This is a genomic window from Caballeronia sp. 11_S32 (assembly GCF_056930355.1).
On record NZ_JBXOWH010000001.1, the window covers coordinates 1691624 to 1714744 of the forward strand.

16 protein-coding genes are annotated in these 23121 nt (G+C 55.0%); 10 read left to right on the top strand and 6 right to left on the bottom strand.

Annotation, left to right across the window (positions count from 1 at the left end; all coding sequences use genetic code 11):
• Positions 1-226: 226 nt before the first annotated feature.
• Positions 227-1159: a LysR family transcriptional regulator gene (locus tag AC1Z32_RS07670; RefSeq protein WP_483478080.1), complete on the bottom strand. Its 933-nt coding sequence runs from the start codon at positions 1157-1159 to the stop codon at positions 227-229.
• Between the two features lie 530 nt (positions 1160-1689).
• Between AC1Z32_RS07670 and AC1Z32_RS07675 the strand changes: the two genes are divergently transcribed.
• Positions 1690-2574, top strand: coding sequence for a hydroxypyruvate isomerase family protein (locus AC1Z32_RS07675; protein WP_483478081.1), 885 nt, complete (start codon positions 1690-1692; stop codon positions 2572-2574).
• A gap of 182 nt (positions 2575-2756) precedes the next feature.
• On the opposite strand, the gene AC1Z32_RS07680 is transcribed toward AC1Z32_RS07675, so the two are convergent.
• The 5 genes from AC1Z32_RS07680 to AC1Z32_RS07700 all read right to left on the bottom strand — a co-directional run bounded on the left by AC1Z32_RS07680 (position 2757) and on the right by AC1Z32_RS07700 (position 7614).
• On the bottom strand, positions 2757-3710 hold the full coding sequence (locus tag AC1Z32_RS07680) for an IclR family transcriptional regulator (protein ID WP_483478082.1): 954 nt from the start codon (positions 3708-3710) through the stop codon (positions 2757-2759).
• Between the two features lie 86 nt (positions 3711-3796).
• The gene (locus AC1Z32_RS07685) at positions 3797-5146 is read right to left on the bottom strand and encodes an MmgE/PrpD family protein (RefSeq protein WP_483478083.1); all 1350 of its coding nucleotides are present in this window, start codon (positions 5144-5146) and stop codon (positions 3797-3799) included.
• 182 nt (positions 5147-5328) lie between these two features.
• On the bottom strand, positions 5329-5883 hold the full coding sequence (locus AC1Z32_RS07690; protein WP_483478084.1) for a carboxymuconolactone decarboxylase family protein: 555 nt from the start codon (positions 5881-5883) through the stop codon (positions 5329-5331).
• Entirely contained in the window at positions 5870-6736 is an 867-nt protein-coding gene (locus AC1Z32_RS07695) for a carbon-nitrogen hydrolase family protein (protein ID WP_483478085.1), read from the bottom strand. The genes AC1Z32_RS07690 and AC1Z32_RS07695 overlap by 14 nt, the downstream gene beginning before the upstream one ends.
• Before the next feature lie 2 nt (positions 6737-6738).
• Positions 6739-7614: a beta-keto acid cleavage family enzyme gene (locus tag AC1Z32_RS07700; RefSeq protein WP_483478086.1), complete on the bottom strand. Its 876-nt coding sequence runs from the start codon at positions 7612-7614 to the stop codon at positions 6739-6741.
• Positions 7615-7814: 200 nt separating this feature from the next.
• Between AC1Z32_RS07700 and AC1Z32_RS07705 the strand changes: the two genes are divergently transcribed.
• The 9 genes from AC1Z32_RS07705 (at position 7815) to AC1Z32_RS07745 (ending at position 23052) form a co-directional block, all read left to right on the top strand.
• On the top strand, positions 7815-8924 hold the full coding sequence (locus AC1Z32_RS07705; RefSeq protein ID WP_483478087.1) for a WD40/YVTN/BNR-like repeat-containing protein: 1110 nt from the start codon (positions 7815-7817) through the stop codon (positions 8922-8924).
• A gap of 184 nt (positions 8925-9108) precedes the next feature.
• Positions 9109-9897 (top strand): SDR family oxidoreductase, encoded by a 789-nt coding sequence (locus tag AC1Z32_RS07710; protein WP_483478088.1) that lies wholly within the window; start codon positions 9109-9111, stop codon positions 9895-9897.
• Between the two features lie 210 nt (positions 9898-10107).
• Positions 10108-11433, top strand: a complete 1326-nt coding sequence (locus AC1Z32_RS07715; protein WP_483478089.1) for an NAD(P)/FAD-dependent oxidoreductase — start codon at positions 10108-10110, stop codon at positions 11431-11433.
• Between the two features lie 66 nt (positions 11434-11499).
• Positions 11500-12888: an MFS transporter gene (locus AC1Z32_RS07720; RefSeq protein WP_483478090.1), complete on the top strand. Its 1389-nt coding sequence runs from the start codon at positions 11500-11502 to the stop codon at positions 12886-12888.
• 428 nt (positions 12889-13316) lie between these two features.
• The gene (locus AC1Z32_RS07725) at positions 13317-14210 is read left to right on the top strand and encodes a LysR family transcriptional regulator (RefSeq protein WP_483478091.1); all 894 of its coding nucleotides are present in this window, start codon (positions 13317-13319) and stop codon (positions 14208-14210) included.
• 1383 nt (positions 14211-15593) lie between these two features.
• A complete protein-coding gene (locus AC1Z32_RS07730) occupies positions 15594-16631 on the top strand; it encodes an alpha/beta hydrolase (protein WP_483478092.1) in 1038 nt (345 codons plus the stop codon).
• A 1546-nt stretch (positions 16632-18177) separates the two neighbouring features.
• Entirely contained in the window at positions 18178-19350 is a 1173-nt protein-coding gene (locus AC1Z32_RS07735) for a porin (protein WP_483478229.1), read from the top strand.
• Positions 19351-20733: 1383 nt separating this feature from the next.
• Positions 20734-21585 carry an SDR family NAD(P)-dependent oxidoreductase gene (locus AC1Z32_RS07740; protein WP_483478093.1) on the top strand — a complete coding sequence of 284 codons (852 nt, stop codon included), beginning with the start codon at positions 20734-20736 and terminating at the stop codon, positions 21583-21585.
• A 498-nt stretch (positions 21586-22083) separates the two neighbouring features.
• Entirely contained in the window at positions 22084-23052 is a 969-nt protein-coding gene (locus AC1Z32_RS07745; RefSeq protein WP_483478094.1) for an SMP-30/gluconolactonase/LRE family protein, read from the top strand.
• Positions 23053-23121: the final 69 nt, after the last annotated feature.

Below are 23121 nucleotides of genomic sequence, written 5' to 3' on the forward strand. Positions count from 1 at the left end.
TTCGTTGGCGGTGACGTTGGACGGGACGGTGGAGCAGGGGAAGCAGTCAACACGTCGGGCGCCTTGCCAGGTTCTATCGTCGCTCCTTACGTTTGCGTGACGGAACGGCACTCCCTGGGTATTAGTTTATGCCTCGACAGAGAAAAACTGATCTGGCGAGAACAACCGCTTGCACATGGAGCTTAGACCGAAATAAGCCCGTTCCCCGTTCCTTTTTTAGCGAGTATTACTTAGCCAAGCTCGAGACAATCTCGATCATCCGGTCAAGGGTGGGATCTTTCCTGCCTTTGACCCAGCCAAAAACAAAGTTAATTGGATAGTCAACGTCTTTCAGTGGCACAATCGAAAGGCTGCTTGGATAAGAAAAGCCCTTACCCATGACGACAAGGCCGACGCCCATCCCGCAGGAAATCAAGTTCAACTGCGATGCGATTGTTCCAACTTCTTGCACCACATTCGGTTCGAAGCCAGCTTTTTGGCATAGGGCGTAGAGTTGTCCGTAGTTGGGGCTACTTGTCGATCTCGGATCGATGATGAACTGCTCGTCGGCCAGTTCTCCAAAGCTGAGGGACTTTCTAGTTGCGAGCTTGTGATCGGTTGAAACTGCTACTCCCAACGCGTTTTCCTGGATGTGTATAACGTCAAGCACTGTTCCGTCTCGACTCGATATGATTTCAGTGTGGCGTTTGCGGATTGGGTTCGAGCTCGGCCCAACATGCATGAAACGCGCCTGGATTTTATCATTCGCCATGGCTCTAGACTGCAGATCGGCCGACATCTCAACCAGCGACAGCGTCACATCAGGATAGCTCTCGCGGAATTGTTTTACGGCGGCACGAAAGATAGAATGCATCAGGGTCAGCGTACCGTATCCGATCGCGAGCGTGCCCGTCTTTCCTTCTCCGACACGTTTAGCGATCGCGAGGCTCTCTCTCAGTTCATCTATAACTCGGACGAAGTGCGGAAGTAGCGTTTTGCCCGCGGCGGTCAGATGAACATGGCCCGCAAGCCGTTCAAAAAGAGGAACACCAAGCTCCTCTTCAAGATCAGCGATGATCTGAGATACAGCGGGTCTTGTAACGTTTAGACGGTCCGCCGCGCGCCCGAAATGCTGTTCTTCCGCTGCTGCGATGAAGTAACGCAAATGTCGTAGTTCCATTCTTGCCCGAAATCTCCAATTTTTTGGGTCTGTCCGACGTCGGCGGTTGCTGATTGAACGAACTCGGTACGGGCCCCCCAACGCTGTGCCGCCTAGGCGCTTCGTATCACAGGTTAGCGCGGCTTACCAAGAGTGCACAATAGGTGACTTGACCGAGTCGCGGTCCGCGTCGATGATATCAACGTGTCCTGAAAGGCTCCGACGGAAGGGCGACGGGATGCTCATCATTCTGTTGATGCGCAACTCACCACTTGGCTGAGGCGGGCGTCGCAAGGCGGCTTAAGATTGTCGGTTGGCTGAGTTAACGCGGCGAGATCTAAGCTAATTATCGGGGACGGCGTCCGGACCATAGAATTGAGATGGGACGCTTGAGCGCGTGCCGTCGAGATGTCCAACGAGCGAACCGGTTGTGCTGACGAATCGGAAGGGACACGAGCGTTTGAAACTCACTTTGAAAGAGACGGCGCTTCAAAACTGCATGGAAACGTTTGTTCACTTGTCGATTCCGCAGATTTTGGTCGACTGTCTATGTGAGTCAGCATCCGTCGACGCGGACGAAAAATCAGGTCATGCGTGGCGCTCCATGCCGCTTAGAGCATTTACCAAAAAAGGGTCTCATTGATATGCTTACCTCGATTCACCTCAGTTACATTTTAGGGGACCTTCAATTCGACGAGCGATTTTCCGCGGCTAGACAGTTGGGATTCAACGCCGTCGAGTACCCATTTCCATATGAGGTTGATCCAGATCGATACGCGGCGCTGTTGAGAGGTAACGGGCTTCAGCAAATTTCGATCGGCGCTCCCGCCTGCAATTACAAAGCTGGCGAGCCCGGGTTTTCGCTCACACCTTCGCTGAAGTCCGAATTCGACCGTTCCATTGATACTGTCATAGGCTACGCAAAGACAATTGGTTGCACCAACGTACACGTCTTTGCGGGACCTCGCGCTCATGATGTTTCAAAGGAACTGGCGTTCGAAACTTACTGCAATCGCGTTGCAGAAGCTCATGACAAGCTCCAGGCCGAAGGTCTCAACGTTGTGATCGAAGCAGTGAACTCAAAGGATTTCAGAGGTTACTTCATCGACCATCTTGGCATTTTGCTTCGTGCTTTGGAGTTGATAGATCGTCCGAATGCGAAAATCATTATGGACGTCTATCACGCCCATGTGAACGGTGAAGATCCTATCGATTTCATCGACACCTATTCGGATCGGATCGCGCATATTCAGCTTGCCGACTATCCATGCCGTCACGAACCCGGAACAGGCAAGATCGATTTTAATAAAATATTCGAGGCGCTTCGAAAGGTTCAGTACACTGGATCGATCGGATTGGAGTACGTGCCTACAAGACCTGTGTTCGAAGGTGTGCCGCTCGCGAAAGAGCTGGGTCTCGTCGCGTCTGCGAGCTGACCGAAGAGGGTCGGGAATCGCGCAGCGCTTGGTCGTCTCTTGGCGACCAAGCGTTGGAAGGGAATAGATAGCAACATGCCGTCTGCGATGTCGTTACATCTAAACAGCTCTAGAAGCCATTCTTGGTCTCAGACTGCGACGAGTCTCCGATCTCACCGCATGTCGGAAACAACCGCCCAGTCTCACCGGCCAGTTCGGGACGAGATCGATCCGTATGCGCGAGGAGGGGGGACGAGTTCGGAACCTTCCTCAGCGAGAAGGTGCCGCATTTTCTCCCCGGCATCGACCACCGCTTTACACAGCGTCGGCAAGCTTTTCCGATCCAGATGCTCTTCTGCACCCGCGATCCCGATACTTCCCACGACTGAACCGTCCGCATTGAAGACGGGCGAAGAGATCCCAAAGACGCCGGTATTGAACTCGCCGTAGCTAATTAAGAAGCCTTCTCGTCGAATCGCTGCCAAGCTCTCCCTAAAGCTCTGCCAGTCAGTGCCGAGGCCAGCGATCGCGATCGCCCTTTGATGATGTTGAAATATGCTGCGCAGGCGATGTGGCGGCAGATACGGGAGAATGATCTTGGAGGCGGCGCCAGAGAAAAGCGGGCGCTTCTGACCGCGTGAGAAGAGGTTGGGAGGACTTCCCTGAGCCAGTTCCTCGCGGATACACATCACCGAATCGCTATAAAGCGCGCACAACAAAGACGAATGTCCGGTCGACTCCATAAGTGGTCGCAGAACGCGTATTCCGCTCTTGTAGAGCGGATCGCTCATGCGAATCTGTCGATCGAACTCTACAATGCGCGGTCCGAGGACATACCGTCCATTAGCAACGGCTTCGATTAGACCCGCAGCGTGTAATGCCTTTATGTAGCGATAAGACGTTGATCGAGAGGTCCCCAGATATGAAACAAGATCTGATACCGGACGTACAGGGGTTGAGGCTGTGAACAGGTCCAGTAATCCGAGCATTCGCTCAAAACTACTTTGTTGATCAGATTCTTTGAGCGGCGTCACGTTTCCGCTGGCCTTTTTCTCAGGTCCCCCTTTCGTGGAGCGTGTCGCCATAATCTCTTTCCTGACGTTCAAAAAATGTTCCGCGATCGCAGTCTGGAGAGCAACGATCGCAGGACTGACCAAGCGCGCCTCGTTGGTACGCTCGGCGCGAGATTAGGCAAATTATACTTCGTCGGCGATCAAAGATCGCGCGCATCTGGACGGCGGAGTCAAGTGCGGCGGGACAAGCGGGAAATTTGACTCGCATCCGTCAGCTTGTCGATGTCCCAACAAGCACCCATTACGCGCGACGCTTTTATTGGAGAAAGTGTCAAATGGGCCTGACCGAGAAATTTCTCGACTAGATCGTCATCAGACATGGGATTCGAGATGCTGCCTTTACAACGCTCGATGGTGATTGTCTCCTGTTCGCCGTTCTTGCAAGCTACATTCAGAACTGAAGCTTCTGATGTCAATGCATTGTCGCTCTGTAGTTCGATAATGCCGCGCAGTCGGGTCACCTCTGAGTCCTCGATGGCAGTGGTCTGAACCTCAGTAAGCGTTGCCCGACCGCACGCAAGTGCGGCGGCTGTCCAGTGACTGATACTTACCTTCGCCTCCAGCGGGTTAGTCGGATGTCGACGATATCCAAGCGCTAGCGCGTCAGGATGCACATACAGTCGGACAGACTCGATCGATTCACTGCTTTTGTCTCGTTCGTGGCGCCATTTGAGCGCGGCGTCGATCGCGGGATGGATTACGATTCCACATGGATATGGTTTGTAGGTGAGCGCCTCGATTTCGTACCGCCGGCCTAACAGGTCTGTCAGATATGGTAGGTGGGCTGGTCTTGCAAAAAGGCTCGTGTACCCGTATTTCCCGGTGAGAGGCTCCAGCGGTGCGCTCAATCCCTCACGCGCTAAAAGCACTGAGCGAAGTCCGGACTGGGCTGCGTGTCCGAAGATGAGCGTAGCTGACATTGTTCCGTGCGAGGCGCGGTAGCCGGACGCTTGCAAACTAGAAATGCTAATGGCGGCAAGTGTTGAGTCTGTATCGAGTCCTAAAGCCTTCGAAGCTGCAGCGGCTGCGCCAATTCCTGCTGCGATGCCTGTTTGAGACCAGCCCATCTCAACGGAAGCAGGCGCGACGGAGGTGGCCTTGCTGATGCGAGACGCGATATCGACGCCGAGTACAAAAGCCAGCAGAAACTCTCTGCCGCTCAGGGGGCGATGCTCCGCAATGGCAAGGAGTGTGGCCGCGACGACTCCGCTGGGATGCAGGATAGTCTCCGCGTGAGTGTCGTCGAAGGAGTAAGCAGCCGAACTCAGGGAATTCAGGAGTGTTGCTGTGAGGATGTCCGTACGCTCGGGCCGTCCCAGTAGACTTGCTTGTTCCTTCCCTCCGAACGGTAGTAGAGCGCGCGCGGCGGTATCGACGATCGGGTGTTGTGCACCGCTAAGGCAGCACCCAATGATGTTCACGAGTGCTCTTCGTGCCGCGTGGAGGGCGCTCTGCGGCAGGTCCTCGTACGACGTCTCGCAAACAAAGCGAGCCAGTTGCGCCGTTGCGCCATCCGACATGATTTTCTCCAATCTCGGCTACTTTTTCTCTTCCGGCCAGTCAGCGGCGAGTTTTGCATCACCGTCCGGCTGGCAAGTTCTGCGACTGCATGCCCACCAATAATTTCTTGCTGTCTTCATGGCGCGGTCCGCTGCCGCCGCATTCGGGCCACCCCGATCCCAGGTTTATCGTGAATTCTCTGTCAAGGGATTTGCACCAAGGGACTCGCGCCAGCCGGTAGCGGCAGCTTGGCGGTGTTAAGTACAAAGGCCAACATCGTGTAATAGCCACATACCGCCAGAAGATCGAGCGCGGTGGATTTGCCGAACCGGTCCGCCACCGCGTCGAAGGCCGCATTCGTTGGCGTCCCGTCCCAGACCGTCGGTTCCGCGAATTCCAGGACGAGGGCTTCGTCCGCAGTCAACTCACCCGGTCTGTTGCGAAGGGCGATTGCGTTGATGATATCTTCGCGCAGCCCGGCATCTCGAGCGATTCGAGCGTGGGCAGCCCATTCGTAATCGCAATTCCAACGGCGCGCGGTCACGAGAATTGCGATCTCTACCAGCGGCTGAGGCAAACCTGTGCCATAGCGAAGATGTTCTCCTAACGCTTGCACACGGCTGGCCAGCTCCGCATTGTGGATCAAGACCAGAAAGGGACCTTTAAGAGCACCACGCGGACCACTAGCGATGCTATCAGCGACTTCTAACTGTCGCGCCGTCATTTGTTCCCGTTGGAGCACTTCAAATCGGTCCATGCTGCTGTTCCCCGTTGGTAGCGTAAGCTTGAACATCGAAAGCACGATCGTGCTGGAGTGAGGGCATCCGGCCGCGCACCGATTCGACTTTTGAGATATCGATCGTCGCGCAGATGACTTCGGGCTCGTCGCCCGCCTCAGCGATTACTCGTCCGTTGGGATCGACAATCATTGCGTGCCCGTAGGTCTCATGGCCGCCGGGATGGGTCCCGCAAGTCGCTGCCGCCACGACATAGGCGCCGTTCTCAATTGCTCTGGCCTGCAGCAAGGCTTTCCAATGGAGTTCGCCTGTCGCCTTTGTGAATGCCGCGGGTACCACGAGGATTTGCGCGCCCGATTGAGCGAGCGTCCGGTAGAGAGTCGGAAAGCGAACGTCGTAGCAGATGGACATGCCAAGCTTTGCCCACGGAGTGTCTACGACAATTGCCTTGGTGCCGGGTTCGTACGACGAGGACTCAAGGATGGTGCGGCCGCCGGGCAGCGTCGCGTCAAACATGTGAATCTTGTCATATCGACTAACCACGGTTCCGCTCGCGGAAATCAGGAAGGACCGGTTAGCTAGCTTGCCACCGTCTGTCGCCAAGGCGAGGGAGCCAACTAGAAGCCAGACCCCTTCCTCTTTCGCCAGCTGACGAAATCGCGGGAGAGCAGGATCGTCTTCTTCGCGAAGCGCGTTGCTCCGCATAGCATTCCCACTGGCGTGCAAGAAGGTCACATATTCGGGGAGGACGACCAGTGACGCTCCCTTGTTCACCGCCGTGCGTACCGCTTTCTCGGCTTCCTCTATGCCGACCAGTCGATCATCACCCGGATTGACTTGCACGCAGCCGACCACAAAGGTATCGATGCTCATACTTACACCAGGCCGAGGATAGAGCGAGCCTCTGCAGGGGTAGCCAATCGGCTTCCCAGCAAATCAGTGATTGTGGCTGCCTTCTTAACCAAGCTTGCGTTGTCAGGAGCAATCACGCCCTTGGACAAATACACGTTGTCCTCGAGGCCCACCCGAATGTGGCCGCCAAGGAGCAGAGCCTGCGCGACCATCGGGAATTCGAACCGGCCGACGCCAAAAGCAGCCCACGCAGACCCGACCGGCAGCAGGCTCTTCAATGCTGCCAGAACTTCTGTCGTTGCCGGCGCTCCCCAAGGTACCCCAGTCACCATCTGAAACAGCGGCCGCGGTTCCAGGAGGCCCCTGCGAATCATGTCGAGTGCGAACGCGATATGACCGCTGTCGAACACTTCGAGTTCGGGCTTGACACCGGCTTCACGAATCGCAGCTGCAATCGTCTCGACGTGCGCAGGCACGTTCACCAGTGCTCCCTTCCCAAAATTTAGGGTGCCCATGTCGAGACTGCAGATTTCCGGCTTTAGCTCAAGGATGTGCTGCACTCGGTCAACGGGCGGACGAAGATTAGATCCCGGCTCTGCGCGATTCGCTTCTGAATTGCTTGGCACAAACCGCGCGCCAGGACCCGTCGTCAGATTGATGATCACTTCGCTCCCGCTTTCGCGGATGCGCTCCACGACCTCTCTGTAGAGTTCGATCGCCATGCTCGGTTTCCCGCTCTGCGGATCACGTACATGGATATGCGCGATTGCAGCACCGGCTTTGCACGCGTCAATTGCTGCCTCAGCGATCTGTTTTGGCGAGACGGGTACCGCGGGGAATCGCCCGGCAGTGTCATCGCCCCCTGTCACGGCGCACGTAAGTATCACTGGCTGTTCCAAAGTCTCTCTCCTTCGAGGGTGGTACGGTCGGATTCAATGAAATCCCGTTAGGTGAGATATAGTCTAGTCGAGACGGCAGCGAAGTCAAGTCGGAATCGTCTAGCCCAACCGATTGAAGCGAGATTGGGCGGACAAAAAATCACGTTGCAAAAGATGCCGCCATTTGAGACTATGTTCAATATCCTGTTTGGAGAACCACCATGACGGCTGAATACGCAAATCACGAGGTTTCGACTGATGAATCCGCGAAACGAGTGGTGGAGGCGATAGAGACACACGTCTACGCCGGCACCGCCGGGCATTCCGCTTGGTTCAGCGATGATCTTGGTAGGACCTGGGTCCATCCCAACAGTCACTCGGGCATGTATCTGGAGGCTCGCGTCTGGGCGTTAAGCACTCATCCATCGCAGCCGGAGTCAATGCACGCCGGTACCGACGAAGGTGTTTTTCGGTGGAGCGAGACAACGGCTCGGTGGGAGCGACTCTCCACCAAACTGGGCGATGTGTGGGCGATCGTTCACGATCCCGCTGACCCTTCAGTCCTCTTCGCCGGAACACGGCCGGCTGGCCTCTTCCGCTCGACTGACAGCGGTGTCACCTGGAACAGCTTGGAAGTTCCCAATATCGCGACGTACTCGGATGTAAATATGGGGCCGACGCGGGTCACGCAGATCCTGTTCGATCCGTTTGTTCCAGACACTGTGTGGGCGACAATCGAAATTGGCGGCATCTATCGCAGCGATGATCGCGGCAAGACGTGGCGTCTGTTGACGAAGGGCCTGATCTCAGGCGATGTTCACGGAATTGCGGTTGCACGCAAGCCATCTGGCGCCGCACGCGTGCTCGCTTCCACCAACCGCGGTCTGCATATCAGCGACGATAATGGCGAAAACTGGCGGTTGGTACAACTGGATTCGCCATGGCAATACAGTCGCGCAATCGTGACCAGCCCGAATGATCCCGCGACGCTGTTCTTGGCTAACGGTAACGGGCCGCCGGGCAATGATGGCCGACTCTTTCGCAGTCGAGACGCCGGTGACACTTGGGAACGCATTCCCCTTCCAGGCGAGTTAAACAGCACGGTCTGGTGTATTGCCACACAACCCTCGGATCCCTCGCTAATGTTCGTGTGCACGAACCTCGGACAACTGTTCCGTAGCACTGATGCAGGCGATTCGTGGACGCGGCTGCCGCACGAGTTTGGAGAGATCCGAGCGTTACATTGGCGTACCGTGCCTCGGGGAACGCGCGCTGCCGAGCATTCGATCACGCGTCCGATCGCACCGAAGGCTGCCGCCAAAGCGGACTGAGGACAGCGTCGATGGCCCAAGTCCCGCAAATATCTTGCGGAGTTTTAATGGTGCCGGGAGCGTATTGAGCGCTAAACCCGGACAGAGAAGGAATCCCCTGTCAGCGCAGTCGAGGGCCACGCATTCATCGGTGTGACCGCATCGGCAGACAAGGGCCCACACAGGGTTATCCGAGGGAAATGAAATGGATCTTGAACTACGAGGCAAGCACGTCCTCATTACTGGAGGTGCTGGCGGAATTGGATTTGCGTGCGCCGAGGAGTTCCTCAAGGAAGGCTGTACGCTTAGCTTAGTCGGTCGTGAGCAGGATGAGCTCGACAAAGCGCTTTCCCGACTCGCTCCCAATGAGGCGCGTGTTAGTGCGTATCTCGCTGAACTCTCCAATACTGAAGACGCCTTGAGGGTCATCGACGAGGCGGAAAACGCCCGGGGTCCGGTCGAAGTCTTGGTGAACGCGGCAGGTGCGGCGCGTCAGAAGCCTTTTGCCGAACTGGAGCCAAAAGACTTCAGCGATGCCATGGCTGCGAAGTTCCTTACCTACATGAACGTGACGACCCCGCTCATCAAGCGCATGGGATCGCGAGGCGGTGGAGCGATCGTCAGCGTTGTCGGCATGGGAGGGAAGCTACCTATCACAACCCATCTTCCCGGCGGCGCGGCGAACGCGGCATTGATGCTGGCAAGCGCAGGGCTGGCCATGGCGTACGGCCCACAAGGTGTACGAGTGAACGCGGTAAATCCTTCCAAAACCGCCACTCCCCGACTTGCACATAATCTTGAGGCACAGGCAAGGCAGGGCAATGTGTCGGTCGAGGAAGCGATGCAGAAAGCTCAAGAAGCGATGCCTCTCGGGCGACTCGCAACGCCGCAGGACGTAGCAAACGTAGTCGTCTTTCTGGCGTCACCTCGAGCCGGGTATATCTCTGGCGCGATCCTGTCTGTTGACGGAGCATCGCGTCCAATGATCGTTTAATGGGTAGAGAGTGCACCACGCGATCGCGTGAGGTGCACATAGGATGCACAACTCGATCGAAGTGTCGTGGAAGCGGGTGCGGCTCTTTTCGCTATCCACGATTTCATTAGTTATACAAATATAACAGGCGACAAATCTTCGGAAAGTGTGCGAGTAAAGCTAGGGGTCTTCAGACCATATCAAGGTAGAGACCATCGAAGGAGGGATCGCATGGGAAGGTCAAGGCTGCGGGTAGACTGTCCGCGTATCGTTATTGTTGGCGGCGGAGCGGGAGGCCTAGAGCTTGCCACTCGTTTGGGCGACAAGCTTGGAAAGAGCGGTGCATCGCAAATCGTGCTGATTGACCAGAATCCCACTCATATTTGGAAGCCGCTCCTTCATGAAGTTGCTGCCGGAAGTATGGACGCGAACACTCATCTGTTGGAGTACGCTGCGCAAGCACGCTGGCACGGGTTCGAGTTCCAACAAGGAAAATTAATCGACTTGGATCAACAGTGTAAGTCGATCATTGTCTCGGGACATGTGGATACCGATGGCATTGAAGTATTGCCCGAGCGCGTGATTCACTACGACTTGCTTGTTCTCTCGATCGGCAGCGTGACCCATTTTTTCAATGTGCCGGGGACGGCAGAACACGCAATCGCGCTCGACACCGCGTTTCAAGCTGAGCGCTTTCGGAAGAAACTGGTCGCCGCCTGCATGCGGGCGCAAAACCACGTCAATGGTGAAATCCCGCGCGTAGATATCGCAATTGTCGGTGCCGGAGCGACGGGCGTTGAATTGTCCGCTGAACTCCGCAATACTGCGGAGGTTCTATCGGCGTATGGTCTACACAAGCTAGATCCCCGGCGAGACGTTCGCATCCATCTTATTGAGGGCGGCCCGCGCATACTGCCAGCGCTGTCGCCTCGAGTGTCGGCGGAAATCGCCAAACTGCTCCGCAAGTTGGACGTAGACGTCAGCACCAGCGATCAAGTCACAGAGGTGACGGCTCGTTCCGTGTTGACGGCTAGCGGCAGATCGATCCCTTCTGATCTTACAGTCTGGGCGGCTGGCATTCGAGCGCCGGCGATTCTGGCAGAACTCGGTTTGCCGGTCAACCGATTGGGTCAGGTTCTTGTGTCCCAAACGCTTCAAGTGGAAGGAGCCGTCGACATCTACGCATTCGGCGACTGCGCATCTTGTCCGTCTCCGAATCTTCCTGGTAACGTCCCTCCCCGCGCGCAGGTAGCGCATCAGCAGGCCAACTACCTTTATAAGGCCATGCGCCGCCGCCTAGAGGGCGGAGCGGTGGGCGTGTTTTCGTTCAGAGATATGGGGTCTCTGGTATCGCTGGGTCATTTCAGCGCCGTGGGCAGTCTTATGGGAGGAATTATTGGCGGCACCATGTTCGTGGAAGGAATGTTAGCGCGAGTCATGTACGCGTCGTTATACCGTCGCCACGTGCTGACGTTGCACGGCTTTCTCAGGATGTCCCTCGATACTGCTAGTCACTGGTTGCGAAGTCGAACAAATCCGCGGGTGAAGCTGCACTAATAAGAATCGGCTGAACTCGGCCGAAATAATTAGCTATGCTCGTTGTCAAGAGCTAAGGAGACGTCGATGGGATATACAACGGTAAATGCGGGGGCACGGCTCGATCGCCTGCCTGTTGGGCGTTTCCATACGAAGGTTTTGTGGCTCGTAGGGCTTGGCATGTTCGCCGATTCTTTCGATAACCAGCTATCAGGGGCTGTATTGGCCTCGATGCTCAGCACCCATTGGTCAACGCTGGAATTGAATTCGGCTTTCATGTCAGCGACGTTTGCGGGCCTGACTATTGGCGCCGCGTTAGTTGGATGGTTAAGTGACCGTTACGGACGTCTGTTTGCTTACCAATTCAATCTGGCAATCTTTGGTGCTATGGCTCTGATTTCAGCGTTCGCGCCGTCAATGGAGGTGCTCATCGCGTGTAGGTTCATCATGGGTGTCGGTATGGGAGCCGAATACGTGATGGGCTATGGCCTAATTGCTGAATTTGTGCCTCCGCATCAGCGAGGGCGTTACCTTGGTTGGCTCGGTTTGATCGGTGGATCTGGCGTTTTCGTCACCGCGATGGTAAGTATGGGGGTCATCCCACTTTTGGGATGGAGAGCGATGTTTGTAATTGGAGGCGTTGGTGCGTTGTATGTCTGGTGGCTGCGACGCCACCTTCCGGAGTCTCCTCGTTGGCTGGAACGCATGGGGCGTAACGAAGAAGCAGAAGCTATCCTTCAGCGCATCGAACAAGAGGCAGGTGTCACTCCTCTAGCTTTAGGGGTACCGCAACGATCGCCATCCGAAAAAAGGGCAATTCCGATATCCGTACTGTTCTCCCGCGGAGTAATCAAGCGTACTGCCCTAGCTATCTTTGTGAACGTCGCCGTCTTGTTCGGTGCGAACCTGCTAACAGGATGGATGCCGACATTCTTCGTAAGCAGAGGAATGAGCGTGACCAACTCTCTCGGATTCCACACCGCAATGATGGCCGGATTTGTCGCCGGCCCTTTGGTCTGCGCGTTGGTCGCCGACCGCCTTGGACGACGTTGGGGACTCGTACTCTTCTCGTTTCTGTGCGCTTGCGTCGGGGCGGTATATCCATTTCTTACCACGCCCGCTGCAATCATTGTTTGCGGCTTCCTTTTGATCTCGGCGGTGGCAGTAGCGTTGACACTTGGTCTCGGGGGAACGCCGGAGCTCTTCCCAACGGAATACCGATTCCGTGGCGGCGGTGTCGCGCAAACGTTCGGAAGACTGAGCCTAGTTTTCGGGCCGTTTATCGTACTCGCGCTCTTTAACAAGTACGGAATTTCAGGAGCAGTGGGGATGATTTCGGGAGTCTATCTCCTTGTCGCGCTGGTTATGGCGATCTGTGGCATTGAGACAAATCAGCGGTCCCTTGAAGATCTTGAGCCCGACGCGGACTGGCGCGAAGGGGTGGAAGGTTTAGCGGCTTCCTCTGTGAAGAACTGAAAGCAGCAGTTCTTGTCGGAGCCCCTAAAAGAAAAGGCAGCCATGTAAGGCATCATTTTTCAGGCTGATCGTACTCGGGAACTCAAACACTTCCCTGATCCCACTCCTCTCGGAGACGTCCTTGAGATTCATGGCTTTACTGGTCTGCGTGGCGCAACGGACTCTCCAGTCAAATAATCCGGGTGCCAACGTAAATAGTTCTCGAACTGTCATCTGGCATCAATTCGCGATATGTTGGATTGGCTCCGGGGAGCTGTGCCGCCTCGTACGGGGTGCAGTGTCGGGAAGAAGGACTATGCTCCTACGGAGCTTGGCACGTTGCACAGATCTGCAATCCAAGAAGCCAGAGATGAGTGCGCAGGCGATACTCGCCCGCCGTCCGGGAGGCGACTTTGATTGAAAATTAACAAAACTCGGGTCGCGTTAACATGGGTCGGGAAAACATCAACGATTTGATCGCATTTTTGGCGGTAGCGCGTGAGAAAAGCTTCACCCGCGCAGCAGTTAAACTCGGAGTTTCTCAGTCAGCTTTAAGTCACACGATCCGTACCTTGGAGGCTCGCGTTGGCGTCAGGCTGCTAACTCGAACAACGCGCAGCGTATCGACAACCGAAGCGGGCGAAGGCCTACTGCAGGTAGTCGCTCCACGTATCGATGAAATTGAGACAAAACTGGATTCGTTATCTGAGTTCCGAGACAAGCCGGCAGGTATTGTTAGGATTACAGCTACGGATCATCCACTCGATACAATCGTATGGCCGAAGCTCAGAAAGATTCTGCCGGGCTATCCCGACCTTCGCGTAGAGGTCACCGCAGACTACCGTCTCGCGAACATCGTAGATGAGCGTTACGATATTGGCGTGAGATACGGTGATCAGGTTGCGAAGGATATGATAGCCGTGCGAATAAGTGACGATATTCCCACTGCGATGGTTGCCTCCCCAGCCTACTTGAAGAGCCGTAAGTCTCCCAAGACACCCCAGGATTTGCTCGAGCATAACTGCATCACGTTACGGTTGGCGACAGCGCAAAGTCTGTACGCGTGGGAACTTAAGAAAGGCAAGCACGAGACACAGGCGCGTGTTAACGGGCAGATTACTTGCAATACTCAGCCGCAGATGGTTCAAGCGGCCCTAGATGGATTCGGAATCGCTTTCGTTGCCGAAGACGTTGTACTCGAGCATCTGCATAGCGGACGACTACAACGCCTGATGAAGGACTGGTGTCCCGTATTCCCCGCTTACCACGCGTACTATCCTAGTCGTCGGCAGGCTTCACGGGCCTTTACAGTCGTGATCGAGGCATTGAAGGCAAATTCCTAATCTCGTAGAAGGCACCTGTGAACCGGTGGAGATGCGCCACGCGGGGGAGTACGGGCTCTCGAAGAAAACTTACCCGCTCGCGGATGCCGCTGATATCCGACACATGCGTCATCGACCGCCCTTTGACCTAAACCTCTGGGATTATTTTCCACAATCGTTACCTCCTCCCTGGGTGAAGACGCACGAAACAAAAACGGTCGGCGACGCGTCTCAACGCTCATTGCAGAAAACACTAACGCAGCGAAGTGGGAAATTGCATGACAAGCTAGTCTTACTCACGTGGATGCCCATGTGCCGAGGCGCTTCATGCAATATTACCGATAGCCCGAAGCCGGCAGCTGCTCGGCGACTTCTTCACATTCCGCCCACGGCTCCGCGCGCGCCCTTTGACGGCCCCTTTTGTCCACACGCACATCCATCTGCCCCCTCGGGGATTCATGAAGGCAGTTCATAAGATCATGCGGCGTCATCGCATTGGAAAGTCGATAGTTAGGGAATACACTCAAAGCTACCGAACAGCTGACAGTCTTTTACAGCTCTGCGGTATATCCTCTGAATCCCTTATTTTTGAAGACTCATGAATCGCATCTTATTCACTATCGCTTTTCTCGCTAGTTTGGCAATGGCGGCGCCCGCCTTCGCTTCAGGCTACGGCCCGGCTCCGTTCTATCGTCCGGCTGCGGGAGTCCCGAGTTCGCAGCAGGGCCCGAGCGCACAGACAATCGCTGCAGAACAAGCAGCGCACGGCGTGGACAATCAGTCTTATGGGAGTTCGTGCGAAAGCCACACTCAGTCAGGTAAGCGATAAAACTGTCCGGTCTCGTTGGGGGAGGTCGGTTTGGGATTAGCTTACTTTTCGACATATATGCGGACGTCGTCCTGCGGTACGTGCGCATTTGTCCATGTAGGACTGAGCGGTCGCCGCTGCTCTTACGCATCCGGCGTAAGCCTGGGGTTGCTTCAAGTGTCGAAACCAAAGCATCAATTCAGGCGCTTCGAAGTGAACCTCATCTTAAGGAATTGGCTTCGCTTTTCGAGAGCCCCGAGATCGAGTTGCTGAATACGTGGGTCTCGAAGCGCTGCTCGACTTATTTACTTTTTCCTGCTACCGCAGTGAAAGCGGGCGGACATTAAGTCCTTCGCTTACGCTTCATACGTCATTTGAATCGTAGGCGCAGGTAAGGCAGATGCCGTGTTGCCGCGGAGGGCTGAGCGACGGACGCTTGGCAGGATGGATTGATATTTTAGCGCGCTCAGTCGACATCGATGGGGGCGTCGCCGTGCACGAACGTGGTAGTTGCGGAGGACTAGATTCGTTGCCATTTAGTGAACAAAAATCGAAATCCGTATACACACTAACTTTTAATCTTTACGCGAGGGCCGATGAGAAAACTATTGTTACTGCTGCTGGCACTAATGGCTAGCTTCTTTTCTTACTCTGCAATAGGACAAAACATGTCGAATGGCGCAAACAATTTCTACGAAAGCAGCGAACTTAACTCCGAAAAAGTCACCTTTCTAAACCAGTATCGAATGAAGGTCGTAGGGAATCTCTACACTCCAAAGACTTTAAAACAAGGTTCTAAGTATCCCGCGGTGATTGTTGGACATCCGATGGGAGCGGTTAAAGAACAGAGCGCAAATTTGTACGCGCAAAAATTGGCTGAGCAGGGGTTCGTCACGTTGTCGCTCGATTTGTCTTTTTGGGGTGAAAGCGAGGGCGAGCCACGCAACGCAGTCTTGCCAGATGTTTATGCGGAAGACTTCAGTGCCGCGGTCGACTTCCTTGGCACAAGGTCTCTTGTCGACAAAAATCGGATTGGCGTTCTCGGTATCTGCGGCAGCGGCAGCTTCGTCATTAGTGCGGCCAAGATTGATCCGCGAATGAAGGCCATCGCCACTGTCAGTATGTATGACATGGGCGGAGTGAACCGAAACGCGCTTCATCACTCGTTGACCATTGAACAACGAAAGAAGCTTATCGCTGCAGCCGCTGAGCAGCGTGACGCTGAGTTCGCCGGCGGAAACACCGAATACACGAGCGGAACGGACCATCAGTTGACGAAAGACACGCATCCGATTCAGCGAGAATTCTACGACTTTTATCGAACGCCGCGGGGTGAATACACGCCGAAGGGGGGATCGCCCGCACTAACAACGCATCCGACGCTGACGAGCAATGTCAAGTTCATGAACTTCTATCCTTTCAATGACATCGACACCATCTCTCCTAGACCCATGCTTTTCATTGCAGGTTCGGATGCGCATTCTCGGGAATTCAGTGAGGAGGCTTTTAAGCTAGCTGGCGAACCTAAGGAACTCGTCATCGTACCCGGTGCAGGCCACGTTGACCTTTACGATCGTGTCAATCTCATTCCGTTCGACAAATTGACGCATTTCTTCCGTAGCAACTTGAAGTAAGTTTGATTGTCGAACGCTCTATCTGAGAAAGAGGCTCCTCACTGCCCTACCTTGCGGGGCCTCGATTCTAAGCAGGGTTACATGGCTCAGCGTTACCGACCCGCAACCGGTATGCCGCTGTCCATCCCGCATCGCTCAATTCGTCAGGGTACCTGGCAATTCCAACGGAAGTCCGCTATCAGCCCGCGGTGAAGCCGGGCTCGTCAGACTCCTTCTGCGCGAAATTTGCTAATGAATGGGGAGGAGGTTGTGTTCACTCAAATGTTGAACGGTCCCCGTAGCTAAGATAGACCCTTTCGCGCCTTCGATCACATGCTCAATGCGTGTTAATCGACTCTGCCAGTGCGCCCTTCGCGTTTTTGAAAGGCGCGACTTGCCGATTTCCAATGCGATTGATCCCGGCGGCTTCGCTCCTTGCCCCGATCGCTGTCCGGGGCGTCCGGCAGTTTGCTTTTGCGCTTCTGAGAATCGAACAAGGGGAGGCAGGCAATCCCGCAGGCGCGCTCCTGAGGCCGCCCTCCAGTTGCAAATTGCTAGGTCGCTCCGCTTGAAACGAGCAATTGCGCTATGGAGCGAGACGCGTGGAAGGACGCTCCGAAGGCAGGGTCCCGCGAAACATCACTAGGCGCCTGAATTTCGCTGAACCGATACATCTAGCGACCAGCTCGGCCACCGAAGTATTGTTCTGAGGCTCGTGAAATCTCAACATCCTTTGCGTAGGGCGGACGTCCGATGACGCTCGCCAGGAGAGGATGCGGACGTCGGAGACGCCGATTTAAGCTTTCGTTTCCGATGGACAACGTCGAACGGTCCTCTACGCCGGAGCGAGATGCGTCGCATGCTTACTTGTTTATGGATGCATCCAGTTTATTCATTTCCTTGCCGACTCGGTAGATCCGATAATGCTTCGCAAGCCACACAGATAGGGTAGGCAGCGAAACGATCTCGTCCGCGGCGAGCGATGAGGTTCCCGCAACCCTTAGCGATGTGATGCCGACCCACGAGGTCATGCGGGGAGAGGAGGCAATTACTTGTCGCTTCTCGGTTCTGTGGCCGTCAAGCCGTAGATTCGGACAGACCCGCAATTGCACATGGTCATGGCGAAGACCGCGATTTCCGGAGGTTAACTGGCGAAAATGTTTAACGGTAGTCGTGATGCTGTGGTCATGGAAGCGCCGTCTTATCGCGCGTTTACCTTATACGATGATAGTTCACTGGCGCTGTTGTTTGTTGCAAGGACGCAAACGATTTTTGGGAAGAATATCCTGCGATCGAACGTGGTTTCGGTGCGCGTTGCCGACCATTTGAAGGCGCTGTTCGCTGGAGTTGGCCTGATTTCTAACAAGATTAACGCGGATGTCTTTAAATTAGTAAAGCTAAGTATTGCGTGCATTGAATGTGTTCTTCAGAAAGAACGGGACCTAGTTGGAGATAGGATGATTCTGCAACTACGTCGGAGGGCTTTAACTTTCAATATATAGGAGACGCTTAGATTATGAAGAAAAAAATCGCCATCAGTTATCAATTCGCAGTCTTTGGATCTGTGATGGTTCTGCACGGCTATGCGTATGCTCAAAATAGCGTGACTTTGTACGGCGCGATCGACAACGGCATCAGCTACCAGACGAGCCAGACCTCGTTGGGGTCAACGTCGGGGGGACGGTCAGCTGTCAAGATGATGAACGGTGTTTGGCTTGGAAGCCGATTTGGACTGAAGGGTGCGGAAGATCTTGGCGGTGGAAACAAGGCGATATTCACCCTAGAACAAGGATTTAATAGCGGCAACGGGGCTCAGGCTACAAACGGACTTATGTTCAGTCGCCAAGCGTTCGTCGGGTTGACGAATCCAAACTATGGTTCGCTGACAGCTGGGCGCCAGTACGCATCCTACTATCAGTTGATGGCTCCCTTCGGCCCGACTCAGGTTCTCACTGGGTACTTCGGTGCACATCCAGGGGATATTGACGGCTTGGACACAGGGTATAGAGCGAACAATACGCTTCTGTACACGTCACCACAATGGTACGGACTGACCGTGAGTGGCTCCTATTCGTTTGCTGGTGTCCCCGGTAGCGTAGATCAGGGATCGACCTGGACGACAGCGATCGCGTACGCCCAAGGACCAATCGGCGTAGGAGTCGGTTTCTCGCGAATAAACAACTCGACTCCTGGCGGTGGCGCTTATGGTGCCGATTCAGCAACGTCGAATCTCGGCGCGCAGCCAGGTATTTCAGCTCTAACCAATGGGTATCAGACCGCCCGAGCGCAGCAACGTTTCGCTGCCGGCGCGAGCTATGTCTTCAACGAGGCTTTCGACGTCAGAGCGATCTACACGAACGTGCAATATATCCCTGGAACCGGATCGAAGTTTCATGACCAAGCGGTCTTTAACACGGGCGGTGTCACTTTGCACTGGAAGCCTTCGGTGGCATGGGATTTTGCATCTGGTTACAGCTATACCCGCGCAACGAGTGCAAACGGAATCACGAGCAGCGCGCAATATCAGCAATTCAATCTATCCGAATACTACGCACTGTCGAAGCGGACGGGCCTTTACGGCGTGCAAGGTTACACCCGAGCAAATGGAAGTACGCTAGGGACAAACGGCGCCGGGAATATCATCGATGCAACAGCAACGGTCGGCGATGGTTTCAATTCGACCCCTTCGTCGTCTCGCTCGATGTTTGCGGTAGGCGTCGGGCTTGTACATAGATTCTAGGTTTCATCATTCGGCACATGTAACGTGACGCCGCCCAACGGGGCGGCACCGCAGCGCTCGGGCGACGGCACTTCAGTGCCTTTCATACATGGGAGGCTGGATTCGGTCCTTGCAGATCGGAGCTTTCGCGATGAAATTGGCAGACAAGCACCCTATACACGCGTAGCAACGGCACGTATGTGGCGGGGCACCACCAGACAACCCCAACGATACCAAGTACCACAACTGGTCATCGAAGGGAAATGTCAATCTGTACACGGGCAAGGAAGGAACGATCGATCCGTCCAAATAAGAAAGCGGCGGCGGGTCAACGATCTGCACGTCTGCGCCATCGAGGTGTTAGTGCCCGTCGATGGCGAGAAAGCATTTTCTCCGTTCGCTCTATGGTGTCCGTCTGCAACACATGGCCTTTTTGTCCAACCATGTCAACAGATGCGGCATCGATTTCTTGAGAACGCGCTGAACTTGCCGGGTTGAGCCGGCCGACGTCGCCTGACTGAGCAGCAAGGCCGGGCGCGGGCAAATAGCGATTCAGGGATTGAGTTAGCTGGTGCATCGCGGACTGGCTTCAGCTTACTCCATGCCGCATGCCGCATGCCGCATGCCGCATGCCGCATGCCGCATGCCGCACCCTCGCCGACATTGCCCATGCTTCATCACCGTTCGCGATGTTACCTAAGACCCGTATAGAAGACGCGACCGCGCTCGGTAGAGAGGAAAGTGACAATTAGATTAGAAAAACTTTCCGGATGAAAAGATCAAATGTCTAGCCATTATCGTCTTATTCGGCGCATAGTTTAGGGCAGATCCGACAAATGCGCAGTGTCGGTCTTCGCCAGCATACGCTGCTCTTCAATTGCCAGGAAGACCGACTACGGCGACAGCGCGGCCAGGGAGGCATGTTGGAACTGCGGCAACCCCGCTGTTTCGTTTGCGTGGCTGATTGCAGCAGCAAGAGGCAGGCCGCAATCGACCTCAACATGTTCACCCGGCGCAGACGCGCAACTTGCGCTTCTAAAACCTTTGTAGGGATTGTCCATTAGCGATTTTAGGAGTTTGTCTCATAGCGCCCATCCAATCGATGAGCGATGCGTCTCTTGGGTTCTACGTAATCGTCGATGTGCATTCCAGAACTCCACGCGCAATAGCTCGCGCGCGCATCAGATAGGATTACTAGATTATGATAATCGCCGATTTGCGTGTGATCTTCGAGATGGAAAAAGAAGCAGTCAATGGAGTTGAGAAGTCGCCGATGCCTCAAGCGATTTGCAGCCGTTAATCGTGTTGGCAAGGAGTATCCACATAACGTCAAAGATAGCGAAGCAAGCGATATACGCGGCATAAAGTGCTTCTCACCCGTTCCGAAAGAAAAGGAGGATGGAAATGTCGAAGGTCTGGTTGATAACCGGAAGCGCCCGAGGTCTCGGCCGCTCGATCACCGAGGCCGCGCTAGCGTCGGGCGCCAAGGTTTTGGCAACTGCTCGGAATCCCGGCCTGCTCACTGAATTGGAGGCCAGATATTCACCGGCGTCCTTCAGGACCTTTCGATTGGATGTCACTAACGCGAAGGAGGCGCACGCAGCCGTCGAATTTGCGGTCAGTGAGTTCGGTCGCCTCGATGTGCTCGTGAACAATGCGGGCTATGGCCATATTGTGCCCTTCGAGCAGATGACTTCGGTCGATTTTCGCGAACAGGTTGAGACGAATTTCTACGGAGTAGTCAATCTTGTTCGTGCTGCGCTTCCTAAGATGCGCGTTCAACGCTCTGGGCACGTAATCAATATCTCTTCAGTAGGTGGGCGCGTGAGCTCGCCCGGCCTTTCAGCCTACCAGGCCGCCAAATGGGCACTGGGAGGATTTACCGAGGTTCTCGCGAAAGAGGCTGCGCCGTTCGGGGTCAACTTCGTTGCCCTCGAGCCAGGTGGAATGCGTACCGACTGGAGCCTCATCGCCGCTGGAGTGGAATATTCCTTGATTCAGGAATACGAGCCGAGTGTCGGAGCGCGACTGAAAATCGGCAAGGCAAGCGCAGGGGCCGAGATCGGCGACCCCGCTAGAGTCGCGGCGGTAGTGGTGGATCTCGTAAAACGTGACACCGTGCCCCCCCATCTTTTGCTTGGCAGTGACGCTTTGCGCGCATTGCGGCAAGCAGACGCAATACGGCAGAAAGACGCAGAGGATTGGGTGAATGTAAGTGTTTCCACCGATTTCCCAAACGTCGAAATATCGTCCTAAGTTGGCGAAGCGGAATCTTATACCCTCGGCTCCCTAGTTCGGTCGCATCCTAACGCGCGTCAGGAAAAGAGCAATAGTCCTCGCCATGTGTTCAGCACTCACTTGGACGTAGAGCTATGGCCGTGAAGTCCGCACTGTGAAGTCCTGGAGGGTTAGCCCTCGAATGACCACGGGACGCAGAAGACAGACGTTTTTCTTCGTCGTTAGGTTTTCTTACGACCGCGGAACTTAAAGCGTCTGTACTTAAGAAAGCAAATATGACATCTTTGCCTTCAGCTGGCGCTGTGTAGTGCACGACAAAATGGCTTTGCGCAGAGAATGCTTCTCGCATTCCTTGAGGACGAAAACAATGTTATGCCGAGCGTTTAGGCATCGAGAGGATGGGCATGCTTTCTTGTTAGTGAGAGTTCAGCATGATGCTTGCCTTAACATGTGGAAGCCGAACTAGTTCGCAGTCCAGTCGAGACGCGAACGTTAAGAAAAGGTCGAGGAGATCAAGTGATAGGACAACAGGTCACCACTGAGAACGTGCTTGGAGTTCGTGAGTCGCTCTCGAGTTTGCATGTCTACGAAGTGTTGGACGCCCCGTTCGCGCGGCTTGTGAATCTCCATGCGGGTCTTGAACGTCTCTGGACAGGTGGCGGCTGGACGGAGGGGCCAGCTTATTTCGCGGCAGGCAGATTTCTTGTCCTATCTGACATCCCAAACGATCGTATGCTGAGGTACGACGAGACCGACGGTTCAGTGAGCGTCTTTCGCAATCCCTCTGGAAAGGCAAACGGAAACTCCGTTGATCGTCTTGGTCGTCTAGTCACTTGCGAACATAGCGGGCGACGCGTGAGCCGCACCGAGCATGACGGTACCGTCGTCACCATTGCCGACTCTTGGCAAGGCAAGCGCCTCAATTCACCGAATGATGTTGTGGTGAAGACCGATGGATCGGTTTGGTTTACTGATCCTATGTACGGTATCGAAAATGACCATGATGGGAGCAGAGCAGACAGCGATGTCGGAGCGTGCCACGTCTATCGGGTGGATCCATCGACTGGGAAGGTCGAGGCTGTAGTTACCGACATGATACGACCGAACGGACTGGCCTTCTCCCCGGACGAGCGAGTTCTCTATGTTGTCGACAGTGGTCGCACGGAAGGGCCCGAATACCCGGCGCACATTCGGGCGTTTCAGGTCCGCGACAATGGCTCAGTTCACGGTGGGAACGTTTTTGCAGAGTCCAATCAAGGCATATTTGACGGACTCCGCCTCGACTGTGAGGGCAACGTATGGGCGAGCGCGGGCGACGGCGTGCAGTGCTTTAACCGCGAGGGATGCCTGATTGGAAAGATCAAAGTGCCCGAAGTGGTGGCCAATCTGTGTTTCGCAGGTCCGAAACTTACGCGCTTGTACATCTGTGCGAATACTTCACTTTATTCCGTTCCTCTGAGGGTGAACGGGGTGAACACCGCATAAGAGGGACCGCACGCATCATCGAGCAAGAAAAACCGAGCGATACAGCAGCATGTCCGGGTTGTTGATGCA

Coding starts and splice junctions, on each gene's coding strand:
- AC1Z32_RS07670 (WP_483478080.1), bottom strand. CDS start 1,159: ATGGAACTACGACATTTGCGTTACTTCATCGCAGCAGCGGAAGAACAG.
- AC1Z32_RS07685 (WP_483478083.1), bottom strand. CDS start 5,146: ATGTCGGATGGCGCAACGGCGCAACTGGCTCGCTTTGTTTGCGAGACG.
- AC1Z32_RS07690 (WP_483478084.1), bottom strand. CDS start 5,883: ATGGACCGATTTGAAGTGCTCCAACGGGAACAAATGACGGCGCGACAG.
- AC1Z32_RS07695 (WP_483478085.1), bottom strand. CDS start 6,736: ATGAGCATCGATACCTTTGTGGTCGGCTGCGTGCAAGTCAATCCGGGT.
- AC1Z32_RS07705 (WP_483478087.1), top strand. CDS start 7,815: ATGACGGCTGAATACGCAAATCACGAGGTTTCGACTGATGAATCCGCG.
- AC1Z32_RS07710 (WP_483478088.1), top strand. CDS start 9,109: ATGGATCTTGAACTACGAGGCAAGCACGTCCTCATTACTGGAGGTGCT.
- AC1Z32_RS07715 (WP_483478089.1), top strand. CDS start 10,108: ATGGGAAGGTCAAGGCTGCGGGTAGACTGTCCGCGTATCGTTATTGTT.
- AC1Z32_RS07720 (WP_483478090.1), top strand. CDS start 11,500: ATGGGATATACAACGGTAAATGCGGGGGCACGGCTCGATCGCCTGCCT.
- AC1Z32_RS07725 (WP_483478091.1), top strand. CDS start 13,317: ATGGGTCGGGAAAACATCAACGATTTGATCGCATTTTTGGCGGTAGCG.
- AC1Z32_RS07730 (WP_483478092.1), top strand. CDS start 15,594: ATGAGAAAACTATTGTTACTGCTGCTGGCACTAATGGCTAGCTTCTTT.
- AC1Z32_RS07735 (WP_483478229.1), top strand. CDS start 18,178: ATGGTTCTGCACGGCTATGCGTATGCTCAAAATAGCGTGACTTTGTAC.
- AC1Z32_RS07740 (WP_483478093.1), top strand. CDS start 20,734: ATGTCGAAGGTCTGGTTGATAACCGGAAGCGCCCGAGGTCTCGGCCGC.